Source organism: Corynebacterium sp. MC3, from assembly GCF_900099485.1.
In the GTDB taxonomy this organism is placed as follows: Bacteria; Actinomycetota; Actinomycetes; order Mycobacteriales; family Mycobacteriaceae; genus Corynebacterium; species Corynebacterium pseudogenitalium.
The window spans coordinates 174,131-199,942 of sequence record NZ_LT622814.1; the positions used below are offsets into that span (position 1 = coordinate 174,131).

The 25,812-nt window shown below is 63.2% G+C and carries 28 protein-coding genes and 1 pseudogene; 25 read left to right on the forward strand and 4 right to left on the reverse strand.

What is annotated here, in order from left to right; genetic code table 11:
* The first annotated feature begins 236 nt into the window (after positions 1-236).
* From secY to eccB, 13 genes and pseudogenes are all read left to right on the forward strand, one after another.
* Positions 237-1,565 carry a preprotein translocase subunit SecY gene (secY, locus tag BQ4436_RS05605; protein ID WP_070477568.1) on the forward strand — a complete coding sequence of 443 codons (1,329 nt, stop codon included), beginning with the start codon at positions 237-239 and terminating at the stop codon, positions 1,563-1,565.
* Entirely contained in the window at positions 1,565-2,110 is a 546-nt protein-coding gene (locus BQ4436_RS05610) for an adenylate kinase (protein ID WP_070363068.1), read from the forward strand. The genes secY and BQ4436_RS05610 overlap by 1 nt, the downstream gene beginning before the upstream one ends.
* A 92-nt stretch (positions 2,111-2,202) precedes the next feature.
* On the forward strand, positions 2,203-3,000 hold the full coding sequence (map, locus tag BQ4436_RS05615; RefSeq protein WP_070976037.1) for a type I methionyl aminopeptidase: 798 nt from the start codon (positions 2,203-2,205) through the stop codon (positions 2,998-3,000).
* 14 nt (positions 3,001-3,014) lie between these two features.
* A complete protein-coding gene (locus BQ4436_RS05620) occupies positions 3,015-3,788 on the forward strand; it encodes a L,D-transpeptidase (protein WP_070477570.1) in 774 nt (257 codons plus the stop codon).
* 196 nt (positions 3,789-3,984) lie between these two features.
* On the forward strand, positions 3,985-4,203 hold the full coding sequence (gene infA, locus BQ4436_RS05625; protein ID WP_018017508.1) for a translation initiation factor IF-1: 219 nt from the start codon (positions 3,985-3,987) through the stop codon (positions 4,201-4,203).
* Positions 4,204-4,382: 179 nt separating this feature from the next.
* Positions 4,383-4,751: a 30S ribosomal protein S13 gene (gene rpsM / locus BQ4436_RS05630; protein ID WP_070477572.1), complete on the forward strand. Its 369-nt coding sequence runs from the start codon at positions 4,383-4,385 to the stop codon at positions 4,749-4,751.
* 3 nt (positions 4,752-4,754) lie between these two features.
* Positions 4,755-5,159, forward strand: a complete 405-nt coding sequence (gene rpsK, locus BQ4436_RS05635) for a 30S ribosomal protein S11 (protein WP_070363064.1) — start codon at positions 4,755-4,757, stop codon at positions 5,157-5,159.
* Positions 5,160-5,186: 27 nt separating this feature from the next.
* Entirely contained in the window at positions 5,187-5,792 is a 606-nt protein-coding gene (rpsD, locus tag BQ4436_RS05640) for a 30S ribosomal protein S4 (protein ID WP_070363063.1), read from the forward strand.
* A 117-nt stretch (positions 5,793-5,909) separates the two neighbouring features.
* Positions 5,910-6,923 (forward strand): DNA-directed RNA polymerase subunit alpha, encoded by a 1,014-nt coding sequence (locus BQ4436_RS05645; protein ID WP_070363062.1) that lies wholly within the window; start codon positions 5,910-5,912, stop codon positions 6,921-6,923.
* Positions 6,924-6,965: 42 nt separating this feature from the next.
* Positions 6,966-7,346: pseudogene (gene rplQ, locus BQ4436_RS05650) on the forward strand (50S ribosomal protein L17); the annotation flags it as partial.
* A gap of 122 nt (positions 7,347-7,468) precedes the next feature.
* Positions 7,469-8,308 (forward strand): tRNA pseudouridine(38-40) synthase TruA, encoded by an 840-nt coding sequence (truA, locus tag BQ4436_RS05655; RefSeq protein WP_070975809.1) that lies wholly within the window; start codon positions 7,469-7,471, stop codon positions 8,306-8,308.
* Positions 8,309-8,366: 58 nt separating this feature from the next.
* Complete coding sequence (locus BQ4436_RS05660) at positions 8,367-10,505, forward strand: DUF6541 family protein (RefSeq protein ID WP_083329456.1); 2,139 nt, start codon at positions 8,367-8,369, stop codon at positions 10,503-10,505.
* A 49-nt stretch (positions 10,506-10,554) separates the two neighbouring features.
* Entirely contained in the window at positions 10,555-11,808 is a 1,254-nt protein-coding gene (eccB, locus tag BQ4436_RS05665; protein ID WP_070975811.1) for a type VII secretion protein EccB, read from the forward strand.
* Here eccB and BQ4436_RS05670 read toward each other — a convergent pair.
* On the reverse strand, positions 11,805-12,743 hold the full coding sequence (locus tag BQ4436_RS05670; protein WP_070975812.1) for a S8 family serine peptidase: 939 nt from the start codon (positions 12,741-12,743) through the stop codon (positions 11,805-11,807). The genes eccB and BQ4436_RS05670 overlap by 4 nt on opposite strands.
* A gap of 172 nt (positions 12,744-12,915) precedes the next feature.
* Between BQ4436_RS05670 and BQ4436_RS12005 the strand changes: the two genes are divergently transcribed.
* Positions 12,916-13,131 carry a hypothetical protein gene (locus BQ4436_RS12005; protein WP_143000829.1) on the forward strand — a complete coding sequence of 72 codons (216 nt, stop codon included), beginning with the start codon at positions 12,916-12,918 and terminating at the stop codon, positions 13,129-13,131.
* Here BQ4436_RS12005 and eccD read toward each other — a convergent pair.
* Positions 13,115-13,732, reverse strand: coding sequence for a type VII secretion integral membrane protein EccD (eccD, locus tag BQ4436_RS05675; RefSeq protein WP_070975814.1), 618 nt, complete (start codon positions 13,730-13,732; stop codon positions 13,115-13,117). The two genes, BQ4436_RS12005 and eccD, sit on opposite strands and share 17 nt — an antisense overlap.
* A gap of 81 nt (positions 13,733-13,813) precedes the next feature.
* On the reverse strand, positions 13,814-14,605 hold the full coding sequence (locus tag BQ4436_RS05680; protein ID WP_176754818.1) for an EsaB/YukD family protein: 792 nt from the start codon (positions 14,603-14,605) through the stop codon (positions 13,814-13,816).
* A gap of 137 nt (positions 14,606-14,742) precedes the next feature.
* On the opposite strand from BQ4436_RS05680, the gene eccCa reads away from it, so the two are divergent.
* The 11 genes from eccCa to BQ4436_RS05730 all read left to right on the forward strand — a co-directional run bounded on the left by eccCa (position 14,743) and on the right by BQ4436_RS05730 (position 24,958).
* Positions 14,743-16,773 (forward strand): type VII secretion protein EccCa, encoded by a 2,031-nt coding sequence (eccCa, locus tag BQ4436_RS12655; protein ID WP_369822029.1) that lies wholly within the window; start codon positions 14,743-14,745, stop codon positions 16,771-16,773.
* An 88-nt stretch (positions 16,774-16,861) separates the two neighbouring features.
* A complete protein-coding gene (eccCb, locus tag BQ4436_RS12660) occupies positions 16,862-18,490 on the forward strand; it encodes a type VII secretion protein EccCb (RefSeq protein WP_143000830.1) in 1,629 nt (542 codons plus the stop codon).
* The gene (locus BQ4436_RS05690; RefSeq protein WP_070975817.1) at positions 18,487-19,404 is read left to right on the forward strand and encodes a type VII secretion-associated protein; all 918 of its coding nucleotides are present in this window, start codon (positions 18,487-18,489) and stop codon (positions 19,402-19,404) included. Before eccCb ends, BQ4436_RS05690 begins: the two co-directional genes overlap by 4 nt.
* Positions 19,405-19,558: 154 nt before the next feature.
* Positions 19,559-19,876 carry a WXG100 family type VII secretion target gene (locus BQ4436_RS05695; protein WP_070477585.1) on the forward strand — a complete coding sequence of 106 codons (318 nt, stop codon included), beginning with the start codon at positions 19,559-19,561 and terminating at the stop codon, positions 19,874-19,876.
* Positions 19,877-19,941: 65 nt separating this feature from the next.
* Positions 19,942-20,226: a WXG100 family type VII secretion target gene (locus tag BQ4436_RS05700; RefSeq protein ID WP_070477587.1), complete on the forward strand. Its 285-nt coding sequence runs from the start codon at positions 19,942-19,944 to the stop codon at positions 20,224-20,226.
* Between the two features lie 194 nt (positions 20,227-20,420).
* Positions 20,421-20,864, forward strand: a complete 444-nt coding sequence (gene rplM, locus BQ4436_RS05705) for a 50S ribosomal protein L13 (protein WP_070975819.1) — start codon at positions 20,421-20,423, stop codon at positions 20,862-20,864.
* Entirely contained in the window at positions 20,864-21,394 is a 531-nt protein-coding gene (rpsI, locus tag BQ4436_RS05710) for a 30S ribosomal protein S9 (RefSeq protein ID WP_070363052.1), read from the forward strand. Before rplM ends, rpsI begins: the two co-directional genes overlap by 1 nt.
* Positions 21,395-21,489: 95 nt before the next feature.
* On the forward strand, positions 21,490-22,833 hold the full coding sequence (glmM, locus tag BQ4436_RS05715; RefSeq protein WP_070363051.1) for a phosphoglucosamine mutase: 1,344 nt from the start codon (positions 21,490-21,492) through the stop codon (positions 22,831-22,833).
* A gap of 122 nt (positions 22,834-22,955) precedes the next feature.
* Positions 22,956-23,291, forward strand: a complete 336-nt coding sequence (locus BQ4436_RS05720; protein ID WP_070975820.1) for a hypothetical protein — start codon at positions 22,956-22,958, stop codon at positions 23,289-23,291.
* Positions 23,285-24,652: a hypothetical protein gene (locus tag BQ4436_RS05725; RefSeq protein ID WP_070975822.1), complete on the forward strand. Its 1,368-nt coding sequence runs from the start codon at positions 23,285-23,287 to the stop codon at positions 24,650-24,652. Before BQ4436_RS05720 ends, BQ4436_RS05725 begins: the two co-directional genes overlap by 7 nt.
* Positions 24,653-24,958 carry a hypothetical protein gene (locus BQ4436_RS05730; protein ID WP_070975823.1) on the forward strand — a complete coding sequence of 102 codons (306 nt, stop codon included), beginning with the start codon at positions 24,653-24,655 and terminating at the stop codon, positions 24,956-24,958.
* On the opposite strand, the gene BQ4436_RS05735 is transcribed toward BQ4436_RS05730, so the two are convergent.
* Positions 24,947-25,801: a dienelactone hydrolase family protein gene (locus tag BQ4436_RS05735; RefSeq protein WP_070975825.1), complete on the reverse strand. Its 855-nt coding sequence runs from the start codon at positions 25,799-25,801 to the stop codon at positions 24,947-24,949. The genes BQ4436_RS05730 and BQ4436_RS05735 overlap by 12 nt on opposite strands.
* Positions 25,802-25,812: the final 11 nt, after the last annotated feature.

Genomic DNA, 25,812 nt, shown 5'->3' on the forward strand with positions numbered 1-25,812 from the left:
TGAATAAATGTAATACCAATTACCTATTTTTGAGTGTAGTGATTTTCAATCGAAAGTTGGAAACCCTCGCGGGGGTGCTGGCCGAATCGGGGGTTTGGCCTGCTAACTGGTAGAGTAGTGGGGTCAATCCTGTCTGGAGTGTCCCGTCAGCCCGCTACGGTGGTTGTGACGTGCACTTTTGGCAACCGTACTGTCCACTATCTCCTGCGTGAGTGCTGCAGGAGCCAGGAGGCTTTGTGTCCGCTATATTGCAAGCGTTCAAGGACCCGGATCTTCGGAAGAAGATTCTGATTACCCTTGCGTTGATGATTCTGTACCGCATTGGTGCCCAGATTCCGACGCCTGGTGTCGACTACGCGTTGATTAACTCCCGTCTGGAGGAAGTCGCTCAGGGTGACAACGCCACGATGTTCTCCATCATCGGGCTGTTCTCTGGTGGTGCGTTGCTGCAGTTGTCCATCTTCGCGATTGGCATCATGCCGTACATTACGGCGTCGATTATCGTGCAGCTGCTGACCGTGGTGATTCCGAAGTTCGAGGAGTTGAAGAAGGAAGGGCAGTCGGGCCAAACCAAGATGACGCAGTACACGCGTTATCTCACGGTTGCGCTGGCGCTGCTGCAGTCCGCAGGTATTGTGGCGCTGGCCGACCGTGAGCAGCTCCTCGGCCAGGGGATTCCGGTGCTTATTGAGGACCGCAACATCTGGACGCTCATCATGATGATCATCGTCATGACGTCGGGTGCGGTCCTGATTATGTGGCTCGGCGAGATCATCACTGAAAAGGGCGTTGGCAATGGTATGTCCCTGCTGATCTTCGCTGGTATTGCGACGAAGCTTCCGTCCGAGGGTGCCTACATCCTGAAGAACTCCGGCGCGGTTACCTTCGCCATGGTCGTTGCGGCGATCATTGCGTTGGTCGTCGGCATCATCTTCATCGAGCAGGGCCAGCGTCGTATCCCGGTGCAGTACGCCAAGCGCATGGTTGGGCGCCGTCAGTACGGCGGTTCTTCTACGTACCTGCCGCTCAAGGTCAACCAGGCTGGCGTTATTCCTGTGATTTTCGCCTCCTCGCTGATGTACGTTCCTGTCTTGATCACGCAGATCGTGACCATGAACAACACGACCCCGCCGGACAACTGGTGGATGAACAACGTCATGGCGTGGCTGCAGAACCCAGGCTCCTGGCAGTACATCCTGGCGTACTTCGCCATGATCATCTTCTTCTCCTACTTCTACGTCTCTATCCAGTACGACCCGGTCGACCAGGCAGAGAACATGAAGAAGTACGGTGGCTTCATCCCAGGCATTCGTCCGGGTCGCCCAACCGCCGAGTACCTCGCGTTTGTGATGAACCGTCTCTTGTTCGTTGGCGCGCTCTACCTTGCACTCATCGCGATCCTGCCGAACCTGGCGCTCGACGCCGGCATTGGCGGCGCTGGCCGCGGTGGCATGAGTGCGTTCGGCGGTACGGCTATCCTGATTATGGTGTCCGTAGCATTGACTACGGTCAAGCAAATTGAATCCCAACTTCTCCAATCCAACTACGAAGGACTGTTGCGATAATGCGACTTGTACTACTTGGCCCTCCCGGCGCTGGCAAAGGCACTCAGGCAGCCATTCTCTCCGAGAAGCTCGGCGTTCCGCACATCTCCACCGGTGACCTGTTCCGTGCGAACATCGGCCAGGGCACCCCGCTTGGTGTCGAAGCGAAAAGCTACATCGATGCTGGCAAGCTTGTGCCGACCGATGTCACCGCACGCATGGTGGAAGACCGACTCAGCCAGGAAGATGCTGCGAACGGCTTCCTGCTCGACGGTTTCCCGCGCACCGTTGAGCAAGCAGAGATCCTGAAGGAGCTGCTGAGCAAGCAGGGCCTGAAGCTGGACGGCGTGCTCAACTTTGTTGTCGACGAAGACGTGGTGGTCGAGCGCATGCTCGCGCGTGGCCGCGCGGACGACAATGAGGAAACGATCCGCACCCGCCTCAAGGTCTACCGCGACGAAACCGCGCCGCTGATTGACCACTACGGCGACGAGATCATCTCCATCGACGCCGTTGGTGACGTTGATGAAATCAACGAGCGCGCGATGGCGCAGCTGAAGAAGTAACATACAGCGTCTATATAGGCGCAAGGGCCGGTAGGGACTCGACGAGTGCCTACCGGCCCTTTTACGCAGTAACTCTAGGAAGGAAGCGAATGATGGGGTTCCGGAAGCGCAAGATTGTCGCAAAGACACCTGAGCAGCTCGACGCGATGGAGAAGGCAGGCCGAATCGTCGGCTTGGCGCTGCAGGAGGTGCGGGCGGCGGCCGCCCCCGGCAAGTCGACGCTCGACTTAGACAAGGTCGCCGAGACTGTTATCCGTGATCACGGGGCCACGCCCACATTTTTGGGGTATCAGGGCTTTCCGGGGTCGATCTGTGCGTCAGTCAACGAGGTAGTCGTGCACGGAATTCCGAACAAAGAGACTGTGCTCCGCGAGGGAGACCTGGTCTCCATCGACTGTGGCGCGACCTTGCATGGTTGGGTAGGGGATTCCGCGTGGACGTTCGGTGTGGGTGAGCTCGAAGCGGACGTCGAAAAGTTGAACCAGGCAACCGAATGGGTGCTGCACGAGGGGCTGAAGGCGATGGTGCCGGGCAACCGGTCGACCGACGTGTCGCATGCACTCGAACGCGCGACGTACGCAGCAGAGGAGAAGTTCGGAGTGGAGCTCGGCATTGTGGACGGGTACGGCGGCCACGGGATCGGACGCACGATGCACGAGGATCCATACCTTGCCAACGAGGGAAAACCCGGACGCGGCCCTGTGATCCAGGAGGGGTCGGTGTTGGCGATTGAGCCGATGCTGATCCTCGGCGGAGAGATCGACACGGAGGTGCTCGGTGACGACTGGACTGTCGTTTCCATCGACGGCGCCCCGGCATCGCACTGGGAGCACACGGTCGCCGCCACGGCTGACGGGCCGCGCATCCTCACTGTCCGCGAAGCGAAGTAAGCTATACTGCCCACATGCGTTATCAACCTCGACATGCGAAGCCATCCCAACTGAGCCGCAAGCTTGCCGGTTTGAGTGTTGGAATCGGCGTCGCCGCCTCCATGCTTGCCCAGCCAGCGATGGCGGAGGCGCAGCAGATGCCAGCGATGTCTTCGAATGGTGGACTGGGTGCCCTGCTTGAGCAGACGCAGTCTCAGCTCTCCAGCATCGGCTCCAGTACGCCCGACGCACGTGAGCGAGCATGGCAGACCCGCAACTCGCTGCGCGCGCAGGCCGACGGATTGGCGGCAATCAACAAGGACCTGCCAGCCCAGGCGAAGGCAAGCATCGATGCTACTGTCGAACGCTTCTACCCAGGCCTGATCGCCGAGAAGACTCCGAAGCCAGCGCCGAAACCAGCTGCACGCCCGGCGCCACCTGCACAACCCGCGTTCGATTACGGCCCATGTCCGAAGGATGCGAAGGTGTGTGTGGACACCGGCGGACGCCGTTCCTGGCTGCAGAATAACGGCCAGATGTACTACACGGCTGACCTGATCGGTCCGGGCAGGCCTGGCCTTGATACGCCGAAGGGTACGTTCTACGTCAACCGCAAGGTGAAGGATGAGATCTCGTGGGAGTTCGGCAATGCGCCGATGCCGTACGCGACGTACTTCACCAACAACGGTATCGCGTTCCACCAGGGGGATCCGTCGATTCTCTCGCACGGCTGCGTTCGCATGTACCGCGCGGACGCCCAGCGCTACTTCCAGGATCTCGCTATCGGGGACAAGGTCTTCGTCTTCTAGCTGCTCCATTCTTTTCGACGCCCACCTGCGGACTTAGCTTCGCAGGTGGGCTTGTGTTTGCGCTGGTGACGGGATATAGTTGACCACTGGTGTTTATGCACCACGTAGTACAAGTATGTTTTACGTCAGCTACCAGCGGAAACACTGCGCATCAATGAGGATCGCTGTGTTCCGTGAGCTATAGGAAGTGGAGTGTATGGCAAAAGAAGGCGCCATTGAGGTAGAGGGTCGCATCGTCGAACCTTTGAAGAATGCTATGTTCCGTGTCGAGCTCGACAACGGGCATGAGGTCCTTGCTCACATCAGTGGCAAGATGCGCCAGCACTACATCCGCATCCTTCCTGAAGACCGGGTCATTGTGGAGCTGTCTCCATATGACCTGGACCGTGGGCGTATCACGTACCGCTACAAGTAATTTCGTTTGAAGCCTCCTTACCCAGACGCGTGGCGTTGCTGCGCGTCGCTTACCTTTGGCTACGGTGGCCAAAGCCACGTGTATCACGGCCCATCCTCCGGTACGGTCCGGATAAAGAGTCGGTTGGCGTGGGCGGATAGGGAGAAAACCGCCGTAACAACCCGAAAGGTACGTTCCACATGGCACGTCTAGCTGGTGTTGATCTTCCGCGCAATAAGCGCATGGAGATCGCACTTACTTACATTTATGGCATCGGCGCAACCCGCGCCAAGGAGCTGCTCGAGAAGACGGGCATTTCTCCAGACCTGCGTACGGACAACCTGAGCGACGATCAGCTGTCCGCACTGCGTGACGCAATCGAGTCCTCCTACACCGTAGAGGGCGACCTGCGTCGTGAGGTGCAGGCAGACATCCGCCGCAAGATTGAAATCGGCTCCTACCAGGGCCTTCGTCACCGTCGTGGCCTGCCTGTTCGCGGGCAGCGCACCAAGACGAACGCTCGCACTCGTAAGGGCCCGAAGAAGACCATCGCAGGAAAGAAGAAGTAATCCATGCCTCCTAAGACTCGTTCCGGTGCGCGCCGTGGTGGCCGTCGCATCGTAAAGAAGAACGTGGCTGCTGGCCACGCATACATCAAGTCGACCTTTAACAACACCATCGTCTCGATCACGGATCAGACCGGTGCTGTTATCTCCTGGGCTTCCTCCGGCCACGTTGGCTTCAAGGGATCCCGCAAGTCCACGCCGTTCGCTGCTCAGATGGCAGCTGAGAACGCTGCTCGCAAGGCGATGGACCACGGTATGAAGAAGGTTGACGTTTTCGTCAAGGGTCCAGGCTCCGGCCGTGAGACCGCAATCCGTTCGCTCCAGGCTGCTGGCCTGGAGGTGTCCTCGATCTCTGACGTGACCCCACAGCCGTTCAACGGCTGCCGTCCGGCGAAGCGTCGTCGCGTTTAAGGCAGAAAGGAAAAGAGGTAATACATCATGGCTCGTTATACCGGCCCTGCTACCCGTAAGTCCCGTCGCCTCCGCGTCGATCTCGTCGGCGGTGACATGTCCTTTGAGCGTCGCCCGTACCCTCCGGGGCAGGCTGGCCGCGCTCGCATCAAGGAATCTGAGTACCTGCTCCAGCTCCAGGAGAAGCAGAAGGCTCGCTTCACCTACGGAGTGATGGAGAAGCAGTTCCGTCGCTACTACGAGGAGGCCAACCGCCTCCCAGGCAAGACCGGCGACAACCTGCTGATCCTGCTTGAGTCCCGTCTGGACAACGTTGTATACCGTGCAGGTCTGGCGCGCACGCGCCGCCAGGCACGTCAGCTTGTTTCCCACGGTCACTTCACCGTGAACGGCAAGCGTATCGACGTTCCTTCTTACAAGGTCACGCAGTACGACATCATCGATGTTCGTGACAAGTCCCGCAAGATGCTCTGGTTCGAAGAGGCCCAGGACAACTTGCTGGACGCCGTTGTTCCGGCATGGCTCCAGGTCGTTCCGGACACCCTGCGCATTCTCGTGCACCAGTTGCCGGAGCGCGCTCAGATCGAGGTGCCGCTGCAGGAGCAGCTCATCGTCGAGCTCTACTCGAAGTAAGCCCGCTTACTTCACCCCGCACTGCGTCGATACGTACGTATACAAGTGGTGCGATATCTTTCCGAAAGTCCATATTCTCGCGGCTTCATATAGTGGTAGCCGGAAAAGGAGAAGTTCATGCTCATCTCACAGCGTCCGCAGCTGACCGAGGAGTACATCGATACCAACCGCTCGAAGTTCATCATTGAGCCACTCGAGCCAGGTTTTGGTTACACGCTGGGTAACTCCCTGCGCCGTACGCTGCTGTCGTCCATTCCGGGCGCAGCGGTTACCTCGATCAAGATTGATGGTGTGCTCCATGAGTTCACCACCATCAACGGTGTGAAGGAAAACGTTTCCGAGATCATCCTCAACATCAAGGACATCGTGCTGTCGTCGGAGTCCGACGAGCCAGTCGTGATGTACCTGTCCGTTGAAGGCCCAGGAGTCGTTACCGCCGGCGACATTGAGACGCCAGCTGATGTTCAGATCCACAACCCGGATCTGCACATCGCTTCGCTCAATGAGCAGGCACGCCTTGAGATGGAGCTTGTCGTGGAGCGTGGCCGTGGCTACGTCCCAGCGATGCCGAACTCTGGTGGGGAAGCCGGCCGCATTCCGGTCGACCAGATCTACTCGCCAGTGACCCGTGTTGCCTACAAGGTTGAGGCAACCCGTGTTGAGCAGCGCACTGACTTCGACAAGCTGATCATTGACGTGGAGACGAAGAACTCCATGTCTGCTCGCGACGCGTTGGCTTCGGCCGGTTCCACCCTGGTGGAGCTGTTCGGCCTGGCACGTGAGCTGAACACGGCAGCAGAAGGCATCGAGATCGGCCCGTCCCCACAGGAGACGGAGTACATCGCGGCTTACAACCTGCCGATTGAGGATCTCAACTTCTCCGTCCGGTCCTACAACTGCTTGAAGCGCGAGGGCATCAACACCGTCGGCCAGCTGGCTGAGTGCTCTGAGACCGACCTGATGGATATCCGCAACTTTGGCGAGAAGTCCATCAATGAGGTCAAGATCAAGCTCGCCTCCATGAGCCTGACGCTGAAGGACGCTCCGGAAGATTTCGACCCGACCCAGATCGAAGGCTACGACGCCGAGACTGGTGACTACGTCGACGACACCGCGGAAGAAACCGAGTAAACCAAGAGCACGCGCTCACAATCCCATACGAGGAGTACGAAAATGCCTACCCCGAAGAAGGGTGCCCGTCTCGGAGGGTCCGCCGCCCACCAGAAGCACATTCTGTCTAACCTGGCGCAGTCCCTGTTCGAGCACGGCGCCATCACGACGACCGATGCAAAGGCGAAAGCACTTCGCCCATACGCTGAGAAGCTGATCACCAAGGCGAAGGGCGGTTCCCTGCAGGAACGCCGCGCTGTTGCTGCGAAGCTTCCGAACAAGCAGATCGTTGCATACCTGTTCAACGAGCTTGCACCGAAGTTCGAAAACCGCAACGGCGGCTACACCCGCCTGATCAAGGTTGCACCTCGCTCCGGCGACAACGCTCCAATGACCCAGATTTCCCTGGTTCTGGAGCCAGCTGAGGCGAAGGCTTCCAAGGAGGACTAGTCCTCCGCTGAGTGAGCTTTTCTAGCTCAACCACATGAGACCCCGCGTCCACCTTCACGGTGTCGCGGGGTTTTCGCATTCCAAAAGCACGCGACCAGTTTGCTAGCCTGTAACGAATGAACACGATGCGGCTGCGTTTCGACATCGCCTATGACGGCACCGACTTTCACGGCTGGGCCCGGCAGAAAGGCGACCTGCGGACCGTCCAAGGAACCGTGGAGGACGCGCTCGCGCTTGTGCTGCGCCACCCCGTCGCCCTGACGGTCGCGGGCCGTACGGATGCGGGGGTCCACGCCCGTGGCCAGGTTGCGCACGCAGACATCGACCCGGCCGCGTTGCAGCAGCGCTCTCTTGACGGTGATCCTGCACGCCTGGTGCGTCGCCTTGCCAAACTGCTACCGGACGACATCCGAGTTCAACAAGTCCGGGAGGTTGCCCCTGAGTTCGACGCTCGCTTCTCGGCGATGGCGCGTCACTACATCTACCGCGTCACTACCAACCCAGCGGGGGCGCTGCCGACACGGACGCGTGACACTGCGGTGTGGGCTCGCCCGGTCGACGTGCAGCTAATGCAACAGACCGCCGACGTGCTGCTCGGGCTGCACGACTTCGCGGCGTTCTGCAAGCCGCGACCGCACGCGACGACGATCCGCGACGTGCACAGCTTCCGCTGGGTAGACGCTTCCACGGAGGCGGAGCCGCAGCTCTACGAGGCACACATCAGTGCCGACGCGTTCTGTTGGAACATGGTGCGCGCACTGACCGCGACGTGCCTCACGGTCGGGCAGGGCAAGCGCGACCTGGCGTGGGCCACTGGACTGCTCGACGCCACTGAGCGGCGCGCCGACGTACCGTTAGCCCCCGCGAAGGGGCTGACCTTCGACCACGTTGTGTACCCACCAGAGCAGGAGTGGGAGGCACGAGCCAACACAACTCGTGATCGGCGTTCGCTCTGAGAGCGCAAAGCGATAAGATTTCACCAGTCTCAACGTCTTAGGTCTCGAAGGAGTACGCGTGGTCACTGCCGGGATGTTCATAGCAGCGGTACTTGTGTTTGTGCTGCCAGGATTCCTGGTCAACGTCATCTCCGGCATGCGTGTGCCGGCGTCGGTGGTGGCGTCGATACCCGTGAGCTTCGGCATTATTGGCTTCAGCGCCTGGTCTTGGGGCCTGACGTCGGCGAGGTTTTCGCCGTGGACGTTCTCTGTGAGCGTGGTGTTTGTGATGTTGTGTGCTGCGGGGTGGCGCTACGCGTTTGCGCGCCGCGCCCACGAGCGCTGGACTGGCACTGGGCAACTGTCGTGGCGTCGGGCGCTGCTGCCGGGGACTCCGCAGGAGCGGCGCGAAGGCAGTGTGGTTGACCCCGTCTGGGTGCTGCCGCTGCTTGGTGTGATTGCGGGGTCGGCGATGCTGATCAGTGACAAGCTGCGGTGGCTGCAGGGAACTCCGCTGGGTTTGGCCAATATCGTGCAGGGTTGGGATTCCCAGTGGCACGCCAATACTGTGCGCTTCATCATGGATGAGGGGATTGCGTCGCCAACGCGCATGGGGGAGCTGATGTACCAGGAGACGCACAGTTCGCTGTTGTATCCCTCGGGGTACCACGCGGGGGTTGCGTTGTTTGCCAAGACCGCTGGGATGGCGCCGATCCCCGCGCTGAATGTGGCGCAGGCGATCGTGCCATCGGTGGCGGCTTGCGTGTCCGTGGCGTGCCTGGTGTTTGCGTTTCTGCGGTCGCGGGGGCTGACGGCGCAGATCGCGGCGGGGTTCGCGCCGCTGCTGGTGTACGGTGCGCCGCAGCTGATGTGGGTGTCGGATTTTGTTGGCATGTGGCCGTACATGATGGCAGTTGCGCTCACGGGCATTGTGATTTGGCAGTTCCTGGAGGTGCCACGGCATCACAACTCGGCGTTTGCGGCGGCCATCGGGTTCTTCGGGGTGGTGGCGGTGCACCCGTCGCCGGTGACCACGATTGCGCTGGCGGTGGCCTTCGCTTGGTGCTTTTCGACGCTTCTTCGTCCCGTCCGTTCACGCCTCGTGGACACTGTCTGGTTAGCGGCCCCGGCGCTTGCCGGTGCGGTGCTGTTCCTGCCACAGATGTTTGCTGGTTCCGAGCAGGCGCAGGAGGTCGCGGGGTGGTCTACTCCGGAGGATGGCACGGCGCCAAATCCGTGGGCGCTCGCGATCACGATGGATACGCGCCACGTCACTGAGTACTTCCCGAACTACAACCCGACTGTGCTGCTGTGGCTCGCGCTCGTGGGGGCGGTGGCGGTTGTGGCGTGGCGTCGCCAGGTGTGGCCGGTGGCGTTCTACGTCCTGTCACTTGCGACGGTGGTGCAGGCAACCGCACCGCTTCCGCCGGTGCTGGACGTGGTGCCTTCGCTGGTTTCGGGGCTGCACTACAACACGGCGCACCGCCTGGTGTTGCCGGTGGTGATGTGCGTCATCGTCGCGGCGGCCATAGGGGCCTCGGTGATGATTCGGATGCTGACGTTGGCGCCGGTTGCCGCGCGTGAGGGCACGGTGGTGGCGAAGGGGGCGTCGACAATTGGGGCGGTGCTCGTGTCCCTCGTGGTGGCTGCGAGTACTGCGACCGCCGTGCACGCGAATGCAGCTCAATCGGCGGAGGGCATTTACACCGCTCCGCGCGTTGGCGGTCGAATGGTCAACGATGACGACCTGGCTGCGTTCGACTGGCTCGCGACGCAGCCTGTGGCGTGGGAAGGCGTGACCTACGGCGAGCCCGCGGACGGGCATTCGTGGCTGTATGCCTACACCGGCGTGCCGACGCTCTCCCGGCACTACCTGTGGCCAGCGAAGACACGAGGCGACGACACCGCAACCGCGTTGTTCGACGTAGAGATGCTCGGGCGCGGGGTGCTCGGCGACGCGACGGCGAAGAACGCCGTGGACCGGGCCGTTGAACGGCTGAACATCAAGTTTTACATCGCATCGCCGCCGTCGTTCTGGGCGCAGCAGCCGCCGCGCGTGAATTTGAACAATGCCACGGCCAATAGCGCGCTGACCCCGGTGTACGTGAAGGGAGACACGGTGATCTTCGCGGTGAACGAGGCGTTTACGCGCGCCGAGCTCGCGGAGATGCAGCACGACGCCGTCAAGCACGGCTCGGAACCGCTGGAGCTTTGGTAGTGTAAGGCAGCGTTATTGGTTATCGGGGGATACAACATCGGGGGTATACATGTCGCAGCGATTGTTGCCAACAACGCGACCGCAGGTGTCGGGGCACAGGTTCATGCAGCGCCGTGTGGAGCACGGCCTGATCTACGGCGATATCCGGATGATCCATGACCCGCTGGCGGCGCGGCGCCGCGCGGGGATCTTCGGGGCGGTCGGGGTGGTGCTGATCGCCGCGGTGATGGGGCTATTCGCCTGGATGAGCCCGAACCCGCACCCCGGCGAAGCCCCGATCGTGCGAGCTACTGACGGCGGCCTGTTCGTGCGTGTCGACGGCACCTTGCACCCTGTGACGAACTTGACTTCCGCTCGCCTCATCGCCGGGGAGGCCGCCGAGCCTGCCCGCGCCGGTGGGGACTACTTGGCCACGGTGCCGCGCGGCCTGCCAGTGGGCATCGTCGCGGCTCCTGGGATGTTTGCCCCTGAGGCCACGGAGGCGCATGCCTGGTCCGCGTGCCACACCGAGGGCAAGGTCACGGTGGTCGCGGGTCAGGCGCCTGCGCCGCTACCGAGGGGTACGGCGGTGCTGGCGGTGGCGGATCACCGTGAGTGGGTCGTCGATGCGCACGGTCGCAGGCAGCTGCCGCCATCCACCACGCCGGAGGGGCGCATCATGCGCCGTGCCCTGGGGATCGACGCCACGACGCCGCGCTGGTCGCCGCCGAACGCGGTGCTTGGTGCCCTGCGCGAGGGGCCGGCGTTCACGCTGCCACCGCGCCTCCCTGAGGTACTGCGCACCCCGGAGGCTGCCTGGGTGCTTACGGAGCACGGCGGTGTGCAGCAAGTCTCTGACACAGCCGCCCAAGTGCTTCTCGACGCCGGCGCCGCCCCCCGCAACGTCAACCGCGCAGACATCGCGCATTCCCCGGACGCACAGCCGCCACTGGACCTGCGCATCCCGCACGAGGCTCCGCGCTGGGTGCAACCCACACAGGACACGGTGTGCGTGAACGACAAACGTGGCGCAGCCACCTGGCCGAAGGACGCCGGTGGCGTGCTCGAAGGAGCGATTGCGCTGGCGGGGACGGGCACCGCGACCCACTTCACGGGACTGCGCGAGGGTGCCGTCGGCGTGGATACAGGGCAAGGCCTGCTCGTGGTGTCGCCGGAGGGCACCCGCCACGAGGTCGCCGGGCGGGACACGCTGGAGCTGATCGGCGTGCGCCACACCGAGGAAGCGCCGTGGCAGATCGTTGCGCTGCTGCCGAGTGGAGCTCCGCTCGAGCGGTCGGTGGCGCTGAAACCGGTGGCGTCTTAGAGCCCGCGGCGTCCGCGGCCCCCACGGAGGGAGCGCGCCACGATCGCCAGCGCGATGCATGCCAAGAGCCCACCGAGCGCCAGTCCGGCGCGCCGGACCGCAAGGGATGCGGTGGGCAACGGTGCGTCGATGGTGGTGACGGTTGCCTCGCGCGGTGGCGTGGGTGGGAGTTGCGTGACGATGTCTTCTGGGCGCAGCGCCCCGCCGTTGGGTTCCGCGGCGGCGTAGACGATCTCACGGACTTGTTGCGGTGAGAGGTGCGGGTAGCGCTCGAGGAGGAGGGCGATGGCGCCACTGACGACGGGTGCGGCGAAGCTGGTGCCCACGTAGGGCTGTACGGTTGGTGTGCCGTCGGGTTGGAGTTCGCCGGTGATGCCGGTGGCGAACCCTGCGCCGTCGGACGCGAGGACCACGGGTGTGGTGCCGCGGGCGGAGAGCGGCGGCTTTGGGGATGCGATGGAGTAGTCGGCGACAGTGTGGGCGTCCTCGCGTGCGCCGACGGCAAGGACCGTGGGCATGTGCGCGGGGAAGACGGCGAAACCGTGGGCGCATTCGTTGGTGGCGTTGCCTGCGGCGGCCACGACGACGGCACCGGAGGTTTCGGCGCGGTGGAGCGCGGCCTCCAGCTCGCGGGTGTCCAGGCTTGCGGCGAGGTAAGGCGGCATGCAGGAGACGATTGAGATGTTGATGACGCGTGCGCGCTCGTCGACGGCGTTGTTGATGGCGTCAGTGAGGGTGGCGAGTGATCCCGCGGCCTGCTCTTCGCGGTAGTGCGCGGAGGTTTGCCGGATTGAGATGAGGTGCGCTGCGGGCGCGATGCCGAGGTCGCGGCTGGCGATGATGCCGGCGACGACGGTGCCGTGGCTGTCGCAGTCGAAGAATGGATCGGGGTCGTCGGGTGTGACGAAGTCCCGGCCGGGTGTGACCGGCGGCAGTTGCGGGTCTGGCTCTTATACACATCTAGGTGGGTATAAGAGACAGATTTTCGCCTCCCCGCTGATGTACGGTCCTGTCTTTAGCACGCCGATCCTTACCATGGAAAAAACGACCCCCCCCGACAACTTGTGGATCAACCACGCCACGGCGTGGCCGCCAACACCACGGCCCGTGGCTGCGGGACGCGGCGACGGATGGGTCAGGCTCCAGTGGCGTGTCGCGGTCTGGCGGCAGGTGCGCGGGGCGGGTGCAGGCGTAGTCCTGGGCCTGCGCCGGTGGGGCCGGGATCGAGATTGGCAGCGTCGTTCCAACGGCGAGTGGGGCGCAGAGGGTGGCGAAGAGGCGTCGAGAAGCAGTGGTGTGCATGGGCTTACAGCCCCCGGATGAGGTCGAACAGCCCGGTGAGGTGCACCGCGAGCGGGATGACTGCGATGATGGCGGCGGCTTCGGCGCGCTCGAACCACACCACCGTGGTTGGCTCGAGGTCAGGCACGCGGCGCGACCAGATGACGGCGGTAGCGCACACAATGGCGATGCACCCCGCTGCCACGAGGAACGCTGGGTGCGGGCTTGGCTCGTATACGGTGGCGAGCACCACGGTACCGAGCGCGCCGAGGGCCAGCGCCGTCAGCGCGATGCGCGGGGTGGGGTAGTGGTGACGCACCGCGTGGATGAGTAGCGCGCCAGCCATGCAACCGGCGAGTGCGACGCGCCAGCCCAGTGCGGCGTCCATCGTGGCAATGCCGTAGAGCGCTGGTAAGCAGCAGGTGGTCACGGCACATGCAATCGCGGCAGATACGGTCAGCGCGGTGCGGCTGCGTGTATCGACGTCATGCTGGTACACATCCGAGCGATCAAATTCCTCGCCAGCGGTGGGGATGCGTGGCACCTTCAAGCCCGCGGCGGCCGTGGCGATATGGGGCGTGAGCATGACCAGCAGCAACCCGAGCAGCACGACCACCGCCGCCCCCGCGTGGTGCTGCGGCAACCACGCACCTGTCTCTTCTCCACATCTAGATGTGTATAAGAGACAGGCGGTGATCGACGCCGCCTCCCCCCCGGGCGGTCGTCACCGCCGTGGAGGCCGACCCCACCCGGGTTGGGCGCTTGTCCCACCCCTTCTCCTGTCTCGTAGACAATCCGAGGGCGGCAACCACGCACCGAGCGGGGCCGCGGCAAGGAGCAGCGCGCACACCGCCGCGAAGGTCGCGACCGCCGCACCGCACAGCCTGAGCATCGCGCCGATGACCACGCAGGACACGGCGGTGATCGCGGCGGCTAGCATCCCGATTGCCGTATCGCTCGACCCGTCCCATGTAGCCGGAGGCCCAGCCACCCAGGCGCCGACTGCGAAAGGGGCCGTGCACAGAAACGCCACGTAAACCGCGCTGCTTCGCGCCGCGAGCGACAACACCAGCGCCGCTGCAGCCGCCAGGCCCGCGCCGAACGCCACTCCGCCGACCGTGCCAGCCACCGCTGCAATGCACAGCAGCCCCAACATTGTTGCGCCTATGTGCAGGCCACGCACATCGCGCGCAGAAGCCGCCGCGGCGCTGAGCGAGTGGGCCGCGTCGCGGATCACGGGCGGTGCCGCCTGCTCCTGTGGGCGCATCACCACCGTCGCGCCGTTTCGCATCTTGAGCTGGTACAACGGCACGTGTCCGTCCAGTGGGATGCCAGCTACGTTGGTGAACTCCCAAGGGCGGTGCAGCTGCGGCAGTTCCACGAAGCGCGCGATCTCGGGTATCAGCTCGTAGAGCGACGAGGACGTCGGCAAACTGAGATCGATATCGCGATGAAGCGAAGCGACGTCGATACGAATGGTGACGTGCACGATGTGATGCGTTGCAGAAACTGCCACGATGAATCCCCCCGGAAAACAAACAAATGCGCGACTTGGCGCTTAACTTGAACAATGTAGCGCACCATCGCCTAGAATGCATGCAGACGTTGCGCGAGGGGGAATGCGTAACCGGGGAAATGCATGAGGGGGAATGCATGCTAGGTCTTGACCACGAACCAGTCGTGACACCATCGACGGCGCACACACTCGCGCCGCCACCACCACTGCCGACCGGCCAACTCCGCGCCGAAGCGGTACCGCAGGCGCACAAGGACCAGCCGATGCCACTGTTGAAAGTACTGCTGCCCGTGGTCATGGTGGTTGCCATCGGGGCGGTGATGGCGCTGATGGTGATGTCCGGGCGCACTGTGAGCCCAATGATGCTCATCTTCCCGGTCATGATGCTCTTCGGCATGGTCACCATGTTTTCGCCACAGGAGCGCCAGGGGGACATCGACGAGACGCGCCGGGTCTACCTGCGCCACCTGGACGCCCTCGCTCACCGGGCGCGCAGCAACGCCGAGGTCCAGCGCGAGCACGCCGAATATCTCCACCCGGCACCGAACGCCCTGCTCACGGCGGTGCCTGCGGAGCGTGTCTGGGAACAGTACGCCGCCTCGCCGTACGCGCTGCAGGTGCGCATTGGTGTTGGCGCGGTGGCACTGCATACCCCAATCGAGGTCGACGACCCTGGCTCGCCCGAGGACCTCGACCCGGTGTGCGCGGTGAGCCTGCGCAGGACGGTCGCCGCGGTGAACACGATCCAAGAGATGCCGATCGTGGTGGCGCTCAATGCGTTTCCCGTGATCACGATGGTGGGGCCGCGTGCGGCGGAGGTCGCGCGCTCGATCATTGCCCAGCTGGCGTTTTTCCACGGCCCGGAGCTCGTCGGCATCGACGCCGCCCAGGCGCCGAGAGAATTTGAGTGGGTGAAGTGGCTGCCGCACTCCGCCACGCCGGAGGCGGCCGAGTTCCAAGTCATACTTCTCGACGCCACCACCCACCCCTCCGTGATCTCCTTCAGCACCAGTGCCTCCAGCAGCGAGAACGTGTGCGTGCTGGTTATCCACCCGGACCCGGACTGGTTGGTGGATGAGGAGGCGTTCCACCTTGTCTGCGACGACGAACTCCACGCGCTGACCGGGATGGGCCTAGAGTTTCTGGGCAGGCCCGACAGGATTAGTGTCGCAGAGGCGGAGCTGATCGCGCGCCAACTGGCGTTCTATCGCCGCCCCGAGCTGCTCAGCGCCGAAAGCGCCTCCCACGGAGGCAAGCTGCTCCCGATGCTCGGCATCAACGACATCGCCGAGCTCAACGAGCACACCATGTGGACCGGACGCGAAGGCACCCGACAGCGCCTCATGGTCCCGATTGGCTCGACTGCCCAGGGCCAGGCCCTCTACTTGGACCTGAAAGAGTCCGCCCAGGGCGGGATGGGCCCGCACGGGTTGTGCATCGGTGCGACGGGGTCTGGTAAATCGGAACTTCTAAAAACACTCGTTGTGGCGCTCGCCGCGACGCACTCGCCGGAGGAACTCAACCTCGTGCTCGTGGACTTCAAAGGCGGCGCAACCTTCCTCGGCTGCGAGTCCTTGCCTCACACCTCGGCGGTCATTACCAACCTGGAGGACGAATCCATCCTGGTTGAGCGCATGTACGACGCCATCTCCGGTGAGATGAACCGACGTCAGGAGCTACTGCGCAAGGCGGGGAACTACGCCAATATCACCGACTACACCGCGGCCCGGCTCGCGGGCGAGGACCTCGCGCCGCTGCCGGCGCTAGTGATCATCCTGGACGAGTTTTCTGAGTTGCTCAGCCAACACCCGCACTTCGCTGACCTGTTCGTGGCCGTCGGCCGACTTGGCCGCTCGCTGGGCGTGCACCTGCTACTTGCCTCCCAGCGCTTGGAGGAGGGCAAGCTGCGCGGGCTGGACTCGCACCTTTCTTACCGTATCGGCCTCAAGACGTTCTCCGCGGCCGAATCCCGCCAGGTGCTCGGCGTGCCGGACGCCTACGAGCTACCCAGCGAGCCCGGCGCGGGCTTCTTGTCCACGGGCTCAGGCGACTTGGAGCGTTTCCGCGCGGCGTACGTGTCGGGGCCGCTGGAGCGCGCCCGCGGCGTGACCAGGCGCGAGGTGCGCTCGCCCGCGGTGGGGGGGGAGGTCAAGACCCTGTCTCTATAACACAGTGAGGGGTGTAGAAAAGAGAGGGTCGCCCAGGCGCGAGGCGGCCGCGGAGGTTCGCCTGTTCCACGGGTGGGAGCCCCCGCCGGTGGAGGATGCGAAGGAGAGTGTCGGCGTCGATACTGATGCGACCACGACGTTGCTGGCGGCGGTCGTCGAGAAGTCGAGGGAGGTGGCGGATGCACTGGGCATGCGGGCGCACCAGGTGTGGTTGCCGCCGTTGCCTGCACAGATCGAGCTTTCGCAGGTCTACGGTGGCAGTGAGTCGATGCCGAAGCTGCGGGCGATTATCGGGGTGATTGACGAGCCGATCAAGCAGCGCCAGGTGCCGCTCGTGCTGGACCTGTCGGTGGCGGGTGGCCACGTGGCGCTCGCGGGTGGACCGCAGACGGGCAAGTCGATGGCGGTGCGCACGATGGTGGCGTCGCTCGCGCTGCGGCACACCACGGACGAGCTGTGCTTCTACATTATCGACGCCGGCTCCGGCGACTTCAGCGACGTCGCCGAACTGCCGCATGTGGCGGGTGTCGCGCAGCGCACGGACGAGGAGCGCGTGCGCCGTGTCGTCGACGAGCTGGTCGAGATGCTCGACGACCCGCAGCGGCGCACGAAGCGGCACACCGTGTTGATCGTGGACGGCTGGCACACGTTGCTCGCACCGGATGCGAAGACGGAAGACCTGCGTGAACCGCTGACTCGTCTCGCTGCGGAAGGCCCGGCTGTGGGCATCCACCTGGTTGTGACTACACAGCGTTGGAACGCGATCCGCGCGAACGTCCGTGACGTGATCGGCACGAGGATTGAGCTGCATCTTACCGAACCGATGGACTCGGTGATTGATAGGAAGGTGCAGGCGAAACTTCCCGCGCTGCCGGGCCGCGGCATTACCGAAGAGGGGGCGTTCATGCTGGTCGCGCACACCTCCGCGCAGGACGTGGCACACGTCCGCGCAGCGACGCAGGGTCAGCCTCCGGTGCCACGCCTAAGGGTGCTGCCGAGTCACGTGGAGGTTGCGGACCTGCTCACCTCGGGAGGCCAACGTCTGCCACTCGGCGTCGGTGGACCCCGCCTTGCACCGCTGTGGAGCGAGTCTGGCCACCTGCTGGTCATCGGTGCGAGCGGTGCTGGCAAGTCCACCGCGATTGCCTCGGCCATCACCGCGATTGAGGCGATGGGCCGTGAGCAGGCCCGCATGGTGATTCTGGACGTGCGCCGCGCGCACCTCGGGCGGGCGAACCCGGACATGGTGGCGGCCTACGCAGCCTCTACCAGCGCCGTCGACGAGGCGGTCAGCGCGCTGATCATCACGCTGCGCGGCAGGCTACCCGGGGCGGATGTGACCCCGCAGCAGCTCGCGCAGCGTTCCTGGTGGGAAGGCCCGGAGCTCTATCTCGTCATCGACGACCTCGAGCTCGTCCCGGAGGACACCCTGCGCGAGCTGGCCACGCTGTTCCCGCACGCTCGCGACATCGGCCTGCACGTGGTTGCCGCCCGCAAGTTCGGTGGAGTATCACGCGCCATGTTCGGCAGTTTCCTGTCCGCCCTGAAAGACCTGCTTCCGGACGTCATCGTCCTTGACGGTACCAGGGACGAAGGCGCGCTCTTCGGAGTGCGCCCAGCCCCACAGCCGCCCGGCCGAGGCCTGCTCGTCCAGTCAGGTGAGGCCCGTGGCCTGGTCCAAGTCGCAGCACCCTACTCCGAAGGAGCCACCCTATGAAACCCGATCTCCGCATCACCATGACGCCCACGAACACCGTGTTCACCGGCGCCGCCAACGTCCACCGTTTCGACGGCCCCGGCCCGCGGGAAGTCGCGCAGTACGTGCGTGGCCTGTTCGGGCCAGATCCGGGCGGCGCCGTGATTCAGATCGCCGCGAGCCCCGAGGACCTCGATCAGTTTGAGCAGGCCATGAGCGGCTACGACGTCACCATCACCGGCGAGCCCCTCGAAGTGGAAGTCGATCCACCGACTGAGGAGCAACCCGCGATTACGGCCGCAGACCTTGCGCCACGTCGCGCGTGGTGGCCGTTCGCCGCGCTTGGCGCCGCAGTGGTTGTGGTCGCAGCAATCTGCGGGTTCGTGCTCTTTCGTTTCTTATCGACGCCCTCTTCGCCCACGTCTGCTCAGGCTTCAGAAGGGGCGACGTCGACCACTGTGCTGCACAGCCAGCCGACGGCCTCGCGGGCGTCAACAAGCCCCTCTTCTTCTGTTGCGAGCGAGCCTACCGCCGTGCGGATCGCGCAGGACGGACTTGCGATTGAGCTGCCTCCCGGGTTCCAACTCGCGCAACATGAGCAGGGCTGGATGGCAACAGGCGCCGACCCCGACATGCGCGTACTGATCTCCGCAGAGAACCGCTACACGCTGCCGCCCGAGCAGTTCGTAGCGCAGCTGCTCGGGGGTATCGAGCGTGACCCCGAGCTCACGCTCGTGGATCACAACCTCCACGCCGTGACGTACCGCGAGACCGCCCCCGGAGGCGCCGAAACGCTGTGGCGAACCTGGGCGCAGGATTCTTACCAGCTTTTCGTGGCGTGTCAGACGCGGCAGGCGCCCAGCAGGGTGCAGCAGGCGACGTGTCAGATGGCCTTCGACACCGCCGAATTCACGCCACCGACAGGGGAGGGGTGAGGCAAACTCGCAGCATAACCGTGGTGGGAGGGTGGGAAGAAAAGTTTCTTCAACATTGAGGGAACCGGAGCACCAAAACGTGCGTCCAACTATATGAACAGCTTGGAAGGCTGTCGTTACAACCAAGACACAGTACCTAGTAGGGGGATTGAACATGGAACAGTTCAGAACAGAAGCCGACGTCATGCGCGCAACTGCCGACCGGGCAGATGACACCAACGCAAACGTCAACCGAGAAATCGACCGCGTGCAGCAGGTCGCGGAGTCCACGCGCAGCTACTGGGTGGGCAATGCGCAGCGCAGCTTCGATGACCTGATGGTCCGCTACGACGACGCGCAGCGACGCCTCTCCGAAGCGCTGCGTGACATCGCGAACAACATCCGCGACAACGCCAAGAACTACGAGAACACCGACGCTACGAACACCGACAACTTCCGTTCGCTGTCCGGTTCCGCGGGCTTGGCGCTCTAAAACGCTCTCAGCGGTTCTCAGCAGACACAACGACCATCTTCCGAATGTAAAGGGACATACTCATCATGCAAATCAAGTACGACTTCGCCCAGATCGCCAACGCAGCTGAAGACATGCGCTCGTCGGCGACCCGCATCACCAGCCAGCTCAACGAACTGAAGCAGATCATCCAGCCGATGGCGCAGACCTGGGAAGGCACCGCAGCGTCCGCGTACCAGGCACACCAGGCGAAGTGGGACCAAGCCGCAGAGGATCTGAACACCATTCTGAACCAGATCGCCAGCACCGTTGAAGACGGCAACTCCACCATGCTCGCGGTAAACAACGCCGCGGCAAACAGCTGGGGATAACAACACAGAAGCTTGCTGAACAGCAAGGCGCCAGGGGGAGCGTCTTGCTGTTCAGTGCTTTGTGCTGTAAAGTTTGCAGCTTGTGTGCCGTGCTGCTTGTCGGGTCTCCACCGGCCGCCGTCTGAGCAGGATACAGCGCACAGTTTTATACGTTATGGCCGGCAGCCAACTAGACAGACTTGAAGGAGTCATGCATGTCTACTTACCACCCAAAGAGCGGTGACATTACCCGTAAGTGGTACGTCATCGACGCCACGGACGTGGTCTTGGGCAAGCTTGCGTCGACTGCAGCGGATATCCTGCGCGGCAAGCATAAGCCACAGTTCGCACCGAACGTTGACACCGGCGATCACATCATCGTGATCAACGCCGAGAAGGTCCACATCTCCTCGAACAAGCGCGATCGCGAGATGCGCTACCGCCACTCCGGCTACCCGGGTGGTCTGACTGCTATGACGCTTGGTTGTGCGCTCGATGAGCGTCCGGACCGCGTTATCGAGGAAGCTGTCAAGGGCATGATGCCGCACAACAAGCTTTCCCGCGAGTCCATCAAGAAGCTTCACGTCTTCGTCGGCTCCGAGCACCCATACGAGGCTCAGAAGCCGGAAACCTACGAGTTTAAGCAGGTGGCACAGTAATGGCTGATCAGAACAACATTGCAGCTGAGACCGACATCGACGCGGCAACCGCGGCGACGGAAGAGTTCAACTACACCATCGGTGACGCTATTGCTCCAGAGGTCGAGGAGACCCAGGACACCGTTGAGGTTGCACCGCTGCACGAGGGCCCAATCCAGACCGTTGGTCGTCGTAAGCGCGCAATCGCTCGCGTGACCGTCGTTGAGGGCGAAGGCAAGATCACGGTCAACGGCCGTGAGTTCGAGGACTACTTCCCGAACAAGCTGCACCAGCAGGACATCCTGCTGCCGCTGACCCTGCTCGAGCGCGAGGGCCAGTTCGACATCAAGGCAAACATCAAGGGCGGCGGCCCAACCGGTCAGTCCGGTGCGCTGCGTCTGGCGATTGCCCGTGCACTGAACATCTACAACCCGGCTGAGCGCCCAACCCTGAAGAAGGCTGGTCTGCTTACCCGTGACGCTCGTGCGGTCGAGCGTAAGAAGGCTGGTCTGCACAAGGCCCGTCGTGCACCGCAGTACTCCAAGCGTTAATCACTACGCTGGTTGTATCATCAACCGCCCCCTGGCACTGGCCGGGTGGGCGGTTGTTGTTTTTGTATAGCTGTCGGTAGTGCATAATAAACAGCATGACTCGATTGTTTGGAACTGATGGTGTCCGAGGTCTCGCCAATGAGCGACTGACGGCGTCGTTGGCACTGAAGCTCGGTGCCGCCGCCGCGACCGTACTAACGAAGGACCGTGAGTCCTCGAAGCGCCGCCCGACGGCGCTGATTGGCCGCGACCCACGCGTGTCCGGCGAAATGCTTGCGGCAGCGATGGCTGCGGGCATGGCGTCGAAAGGTGTGGATGTCCTGCGTGTCGGCGTGATTCCTACTCCCGGCTTGGCGTACCTCACTGATGACTACGGTGCGGACATCGGTGTGATGATCTCCGCGTCCCACAACCCCATGCCGGATAACGGCATCAAGTTCTTCTCCGCGGGTGGCCACAAACTGCCTGATGAGGTCGAGGACGAAATTGAGAGGGCTCTCGACACGCTTGAAGAAGGTGGGCCAACCGGCACCCGTATCGGCCGCGTGATCGAGGAGGCGCCGGACGCGCAGGATCGTTACCTGGCGCACCTCAAAGAGGCGATGAGCACCAGCCTGAAGGGCATCAAGGTCGTTGTGGACTGTGCGAACGGTGCGGCGTCCGAGGTCGCCCCGAAGGCGTACGAGGCCGCCGGTGCCGAGGTTGTGGCGATCTACAACGAGCCGAACGCTTTCAACATTAACGATGGCTCCGGTTCCACTCATATGGACAAGATCCAGGCAGCCGTCGTCGAATACGGTGCTGATCTTGGCGTGGCACACGACGGTGATGCGGACCGCTGCCTCGCCGTCGACGCTGAAGGCAACATCATCGACGGTGACCAGATTATGGCGATCTTGGCCTGCGGCATGAAGGCCGAGAACAACCTGCGCGACAACACGCTCGTAGCCACGGTCATGAGCAATCTGGGACTTACCCTCGCCATGGAGCGCGAAGGCATTGCACTGAAGCAGACCGCGGTGGGCGACCGTTACGTTCTCGAGGAGCTCAACCGTGGGGACTTCTCGCTTGGTGGCGAGCAGTCCGGCCACATCGTTGTCCCGGAGCACGCCACGACTGGCGACGGCACGCTGTCCGCGCTGCTGCTGATGGAACAGATGGCGGAAACCGGCAAGAGCCTCAAGGAACTCGCACAGGTGATGCAGGTGCTGCCACAGGTACTCATCAACGTGCCGGTGTCAGAGAAGTCCAAGATTATGAGCTCGCAGGAGGTGCTGGCTGCGATCGATGAGGCCGAGGAAGAGCTCGGGCACTCGGGTCGCGTGCTGCTTCGTCCTTCCGGTACTGAGGAGCTGTTTCGCGTCATGGTGGAGGCCGCCGAGGAAGAACAAGCCCGAAAGGTGGCGGGTCGCCTCGCAGCTGTCGTTGCGGCAGTGTAGAGTCCGTTGGTAAGAAATTTGGCCTCGCGGGGAACCGCGGGGCCGTTGGGGGAGTCTAACTAAGAGAAGTAGTTAGAACTGTCGGTGGTGAGCCGACGTGGATTTTGGGGGAAATTTTGAACATGGTGAACACGGTAAACACTGTGCACAACAAGGGCGTCAGCCTCAACGTTGACGCGGTGCGGTCATATTTTGCCGACGCCATCTCCGCCTACGAAGACACCGCCACGGACTTTGCCCGCCAGCAACCAGACCTGGGTGCGGACGACTTCGGTGCCGGTTTTGCCTTGCAGGGCCAGCGCATCACGGCGGCGGTGCAGGCGGTCTATGCGGACTCGCTCCGGTTGTTGCAGGAGCGAACGCAGCAGTGGGAGGGGATTCGCAGCCTTGCACAGGAGGTCCGCGACGCTGACGAGGACGCCACCGATGGCATTTCGGGGGTGGGTTCCGCATGGTAACCAGCGACGTTGTCGAACAAGGGGTGCAGCGCTTCTCTCAGTCAGTTGCGACGGCCCCAGCCCTGGAGGGGCCTGAGCGCGACCAATTGCAGGCACTAGCGAAGGAAGTCATTCGGGAGCTGCAGGCCACCCGCTGCCAGGACCTACGCGGCTTCCACCAGGTCGGTGTCTCGCTGTCACAGTTCAATTGTGACGCCGTGGGCTACAGGTTTTCGTTGAAGGCGCCTTGCCAGGATACGCCGGGCAGTAAAGAGTGGTTTGAGCAGATCGGCGTGGGGTCGCGGGAGCGATGCTCGGCAGATTCGGAGACGCAGCACTTTACACGCCTAAATGAGCTGGGAAGCTCGATTACCTCGTGCTGCAGCGCTATAGATGACGTCAAGAAGACGTCCAACCTGGCGGTGGAACAGTTCGTGGTCCTTGCGCACTCGCACCTTGAGATACTTGCGAAGCTTGGAATCGCCACCCTGATTCGCCCATTGGTGCAGGTCGTAATTGATGCGATGCGGCAGGCGAGCCAGACAGCGAAAGAATGCAACGTGGCTGTCGCTGAGTGCCTCGATGCGATCGCGGTGTGCGTGGAGGAAGCACAACAGCCTTGCAGTCAGGCGCCCGGCGGAAAGCCAGCTGGAAGTGCGCCTGCTGCGGCGCCAGCGACGGCTGCGCACGCAGCCGGAAGCACCTCGACTGCCAGCGCGAGTGTTGCCGCACCACCTTCCGCCCCAGCACCAGCACCAGTGCCTGCCCCTGCTCCTGTGCCGCCGGCACCGCCGCAGCCGTGCGAGCGCCTTGTTTCTCTGGAGAGCGTCGGCACGCAGTCCGCGTCAGCGGCACTGGCAGGTGCGGCAGGGATCAACGTGGCCTTTAACTTCGACGTCGATGTGCATGTTAACGCGCCCATCGAGGCCGTGACACGCGACGCAGCGGCGTTGTTCGCACCGGTACAGGAGCAGTGCGACGCTGCGCAGGCGTTCACGGGCGCGTTTGCGCAAACGGGCGCGGCTGTCGTCATTGAAAGCATCAACGTCTTTGCGGCAAATACCGACGCGGCCTGGCAGTGCGCGACGGAGGCTGTGGAGGTGCCGTGTGACGTCGCGGAACCAACACCACCGGCACCACCGACAGCACCGGCACCCGAGCCCGCTCCTGCGCCGGAGCCTGCACCGGCAGTCGACGAAAACGGTGTGTTCGTGCCACCTGAGCAACTCGGCGAGGTGGAGCAGCCACCAGTGCCGGCAGAAAAACAAGCGATGACGGCACCGGCGGCAGCAGAGACGTCATCAGAACAACACGCTGAGCAGCAGCCAGCAGATACAGACCCGGCTGATGCTTGGGGCGTCAAGAAATTGGGGGAATGGTAAATGGATTTTTCAAGGTTTGCAGCAGAGTACCGTCAGCGCACGGCGATGCGGATGGAGAACTTTGAAAAGATGATCGCTGAGCACCATCGCCAAATGGAGATGATGCTTACCGAGCAGCGAAGGGCCGCCGCGCTTGGCTACAAACGCCAACCTGTTGTCATTCCACAGGGTGGCGAGCGGTTGTTCCCGTTTCGCCGCCCGCCGCAGGGCGGAATCGCGTCGATCCGTACCGAGGCACGCCCCAACGCCCCGGAAGCACCGGGGGAGATGAAGCGTGCTGGTCAGCCCGGCACGTTAGAAGAATGAGAAGAGGCTGTCGTCCTTGGTGAGGCCCGCCAGCTCAGCGAGGTCCTCACCGGTATAGGACGTGACGTTCTTTCCTTCGGCGTCCGGCTCGGAGTAGGAGGAGTACTTCTTCTCCCCGGCTAGCTGGTGCAGGAGGAACCCGGTGAGCAGGCCGCGCACTGTGGTCTGCAGGGAGGCGCTCGACTTGCCCAGGCCGAGCAGGCGCTTGGTCAGTGAGTCCTCCGAGAAGCTCTGCTGCTCGCCTTTCTTGACGCTGCGGTAGGCCACCTCGCCTGCCCAGTTGTATGCGAGCTTGGCGGGGTTGCCTGGATCGAAGAGCGAGTCACCGTCCTCGCCGGGGCCGATGATGAGCCCTGGGCGAAGTGCGCGCCGGGCCGCCTCTACTGCGGAGGGCGCCACGTTCGCCGGATAAATTGCGGCGACTGCCTGCACCTTCGGGTTTTCTACCGCGGTGAGTACGGCAGCGCCGCCGCCCATGCCGTGGCCAACGACGCCGAGGCGCTGTGGGTGGATGCTAATCTTGCCGTTCCCGAGGCGCACCCCAGTCAGGATTTGCAGGGCGGTTTCTAAATCGGCGGCGAAGCCAGCGTGGTCGGGGCGCCACCCCTTTTCAGTATCTGGCGCGGCGACCGCAATGCCCCAACTGGCCAGGTGGCGAAGTGTGCCGTGGTAGTCGTCGACACTCTGGCGCCAGTCGTGGCCGAAGGCGACGGCTGGCAGGTTCTTACCTTCCGCAGGCGTGTAGACCTTGCCTGGCAAACCGGTGTAACCGAGGTCGCCTTCCAGCACCTTGTGGGGGCCTCGCTTGGACAGTTCAGCTAACTTCTTCAATTTCGCAGACACGCAACCCACCC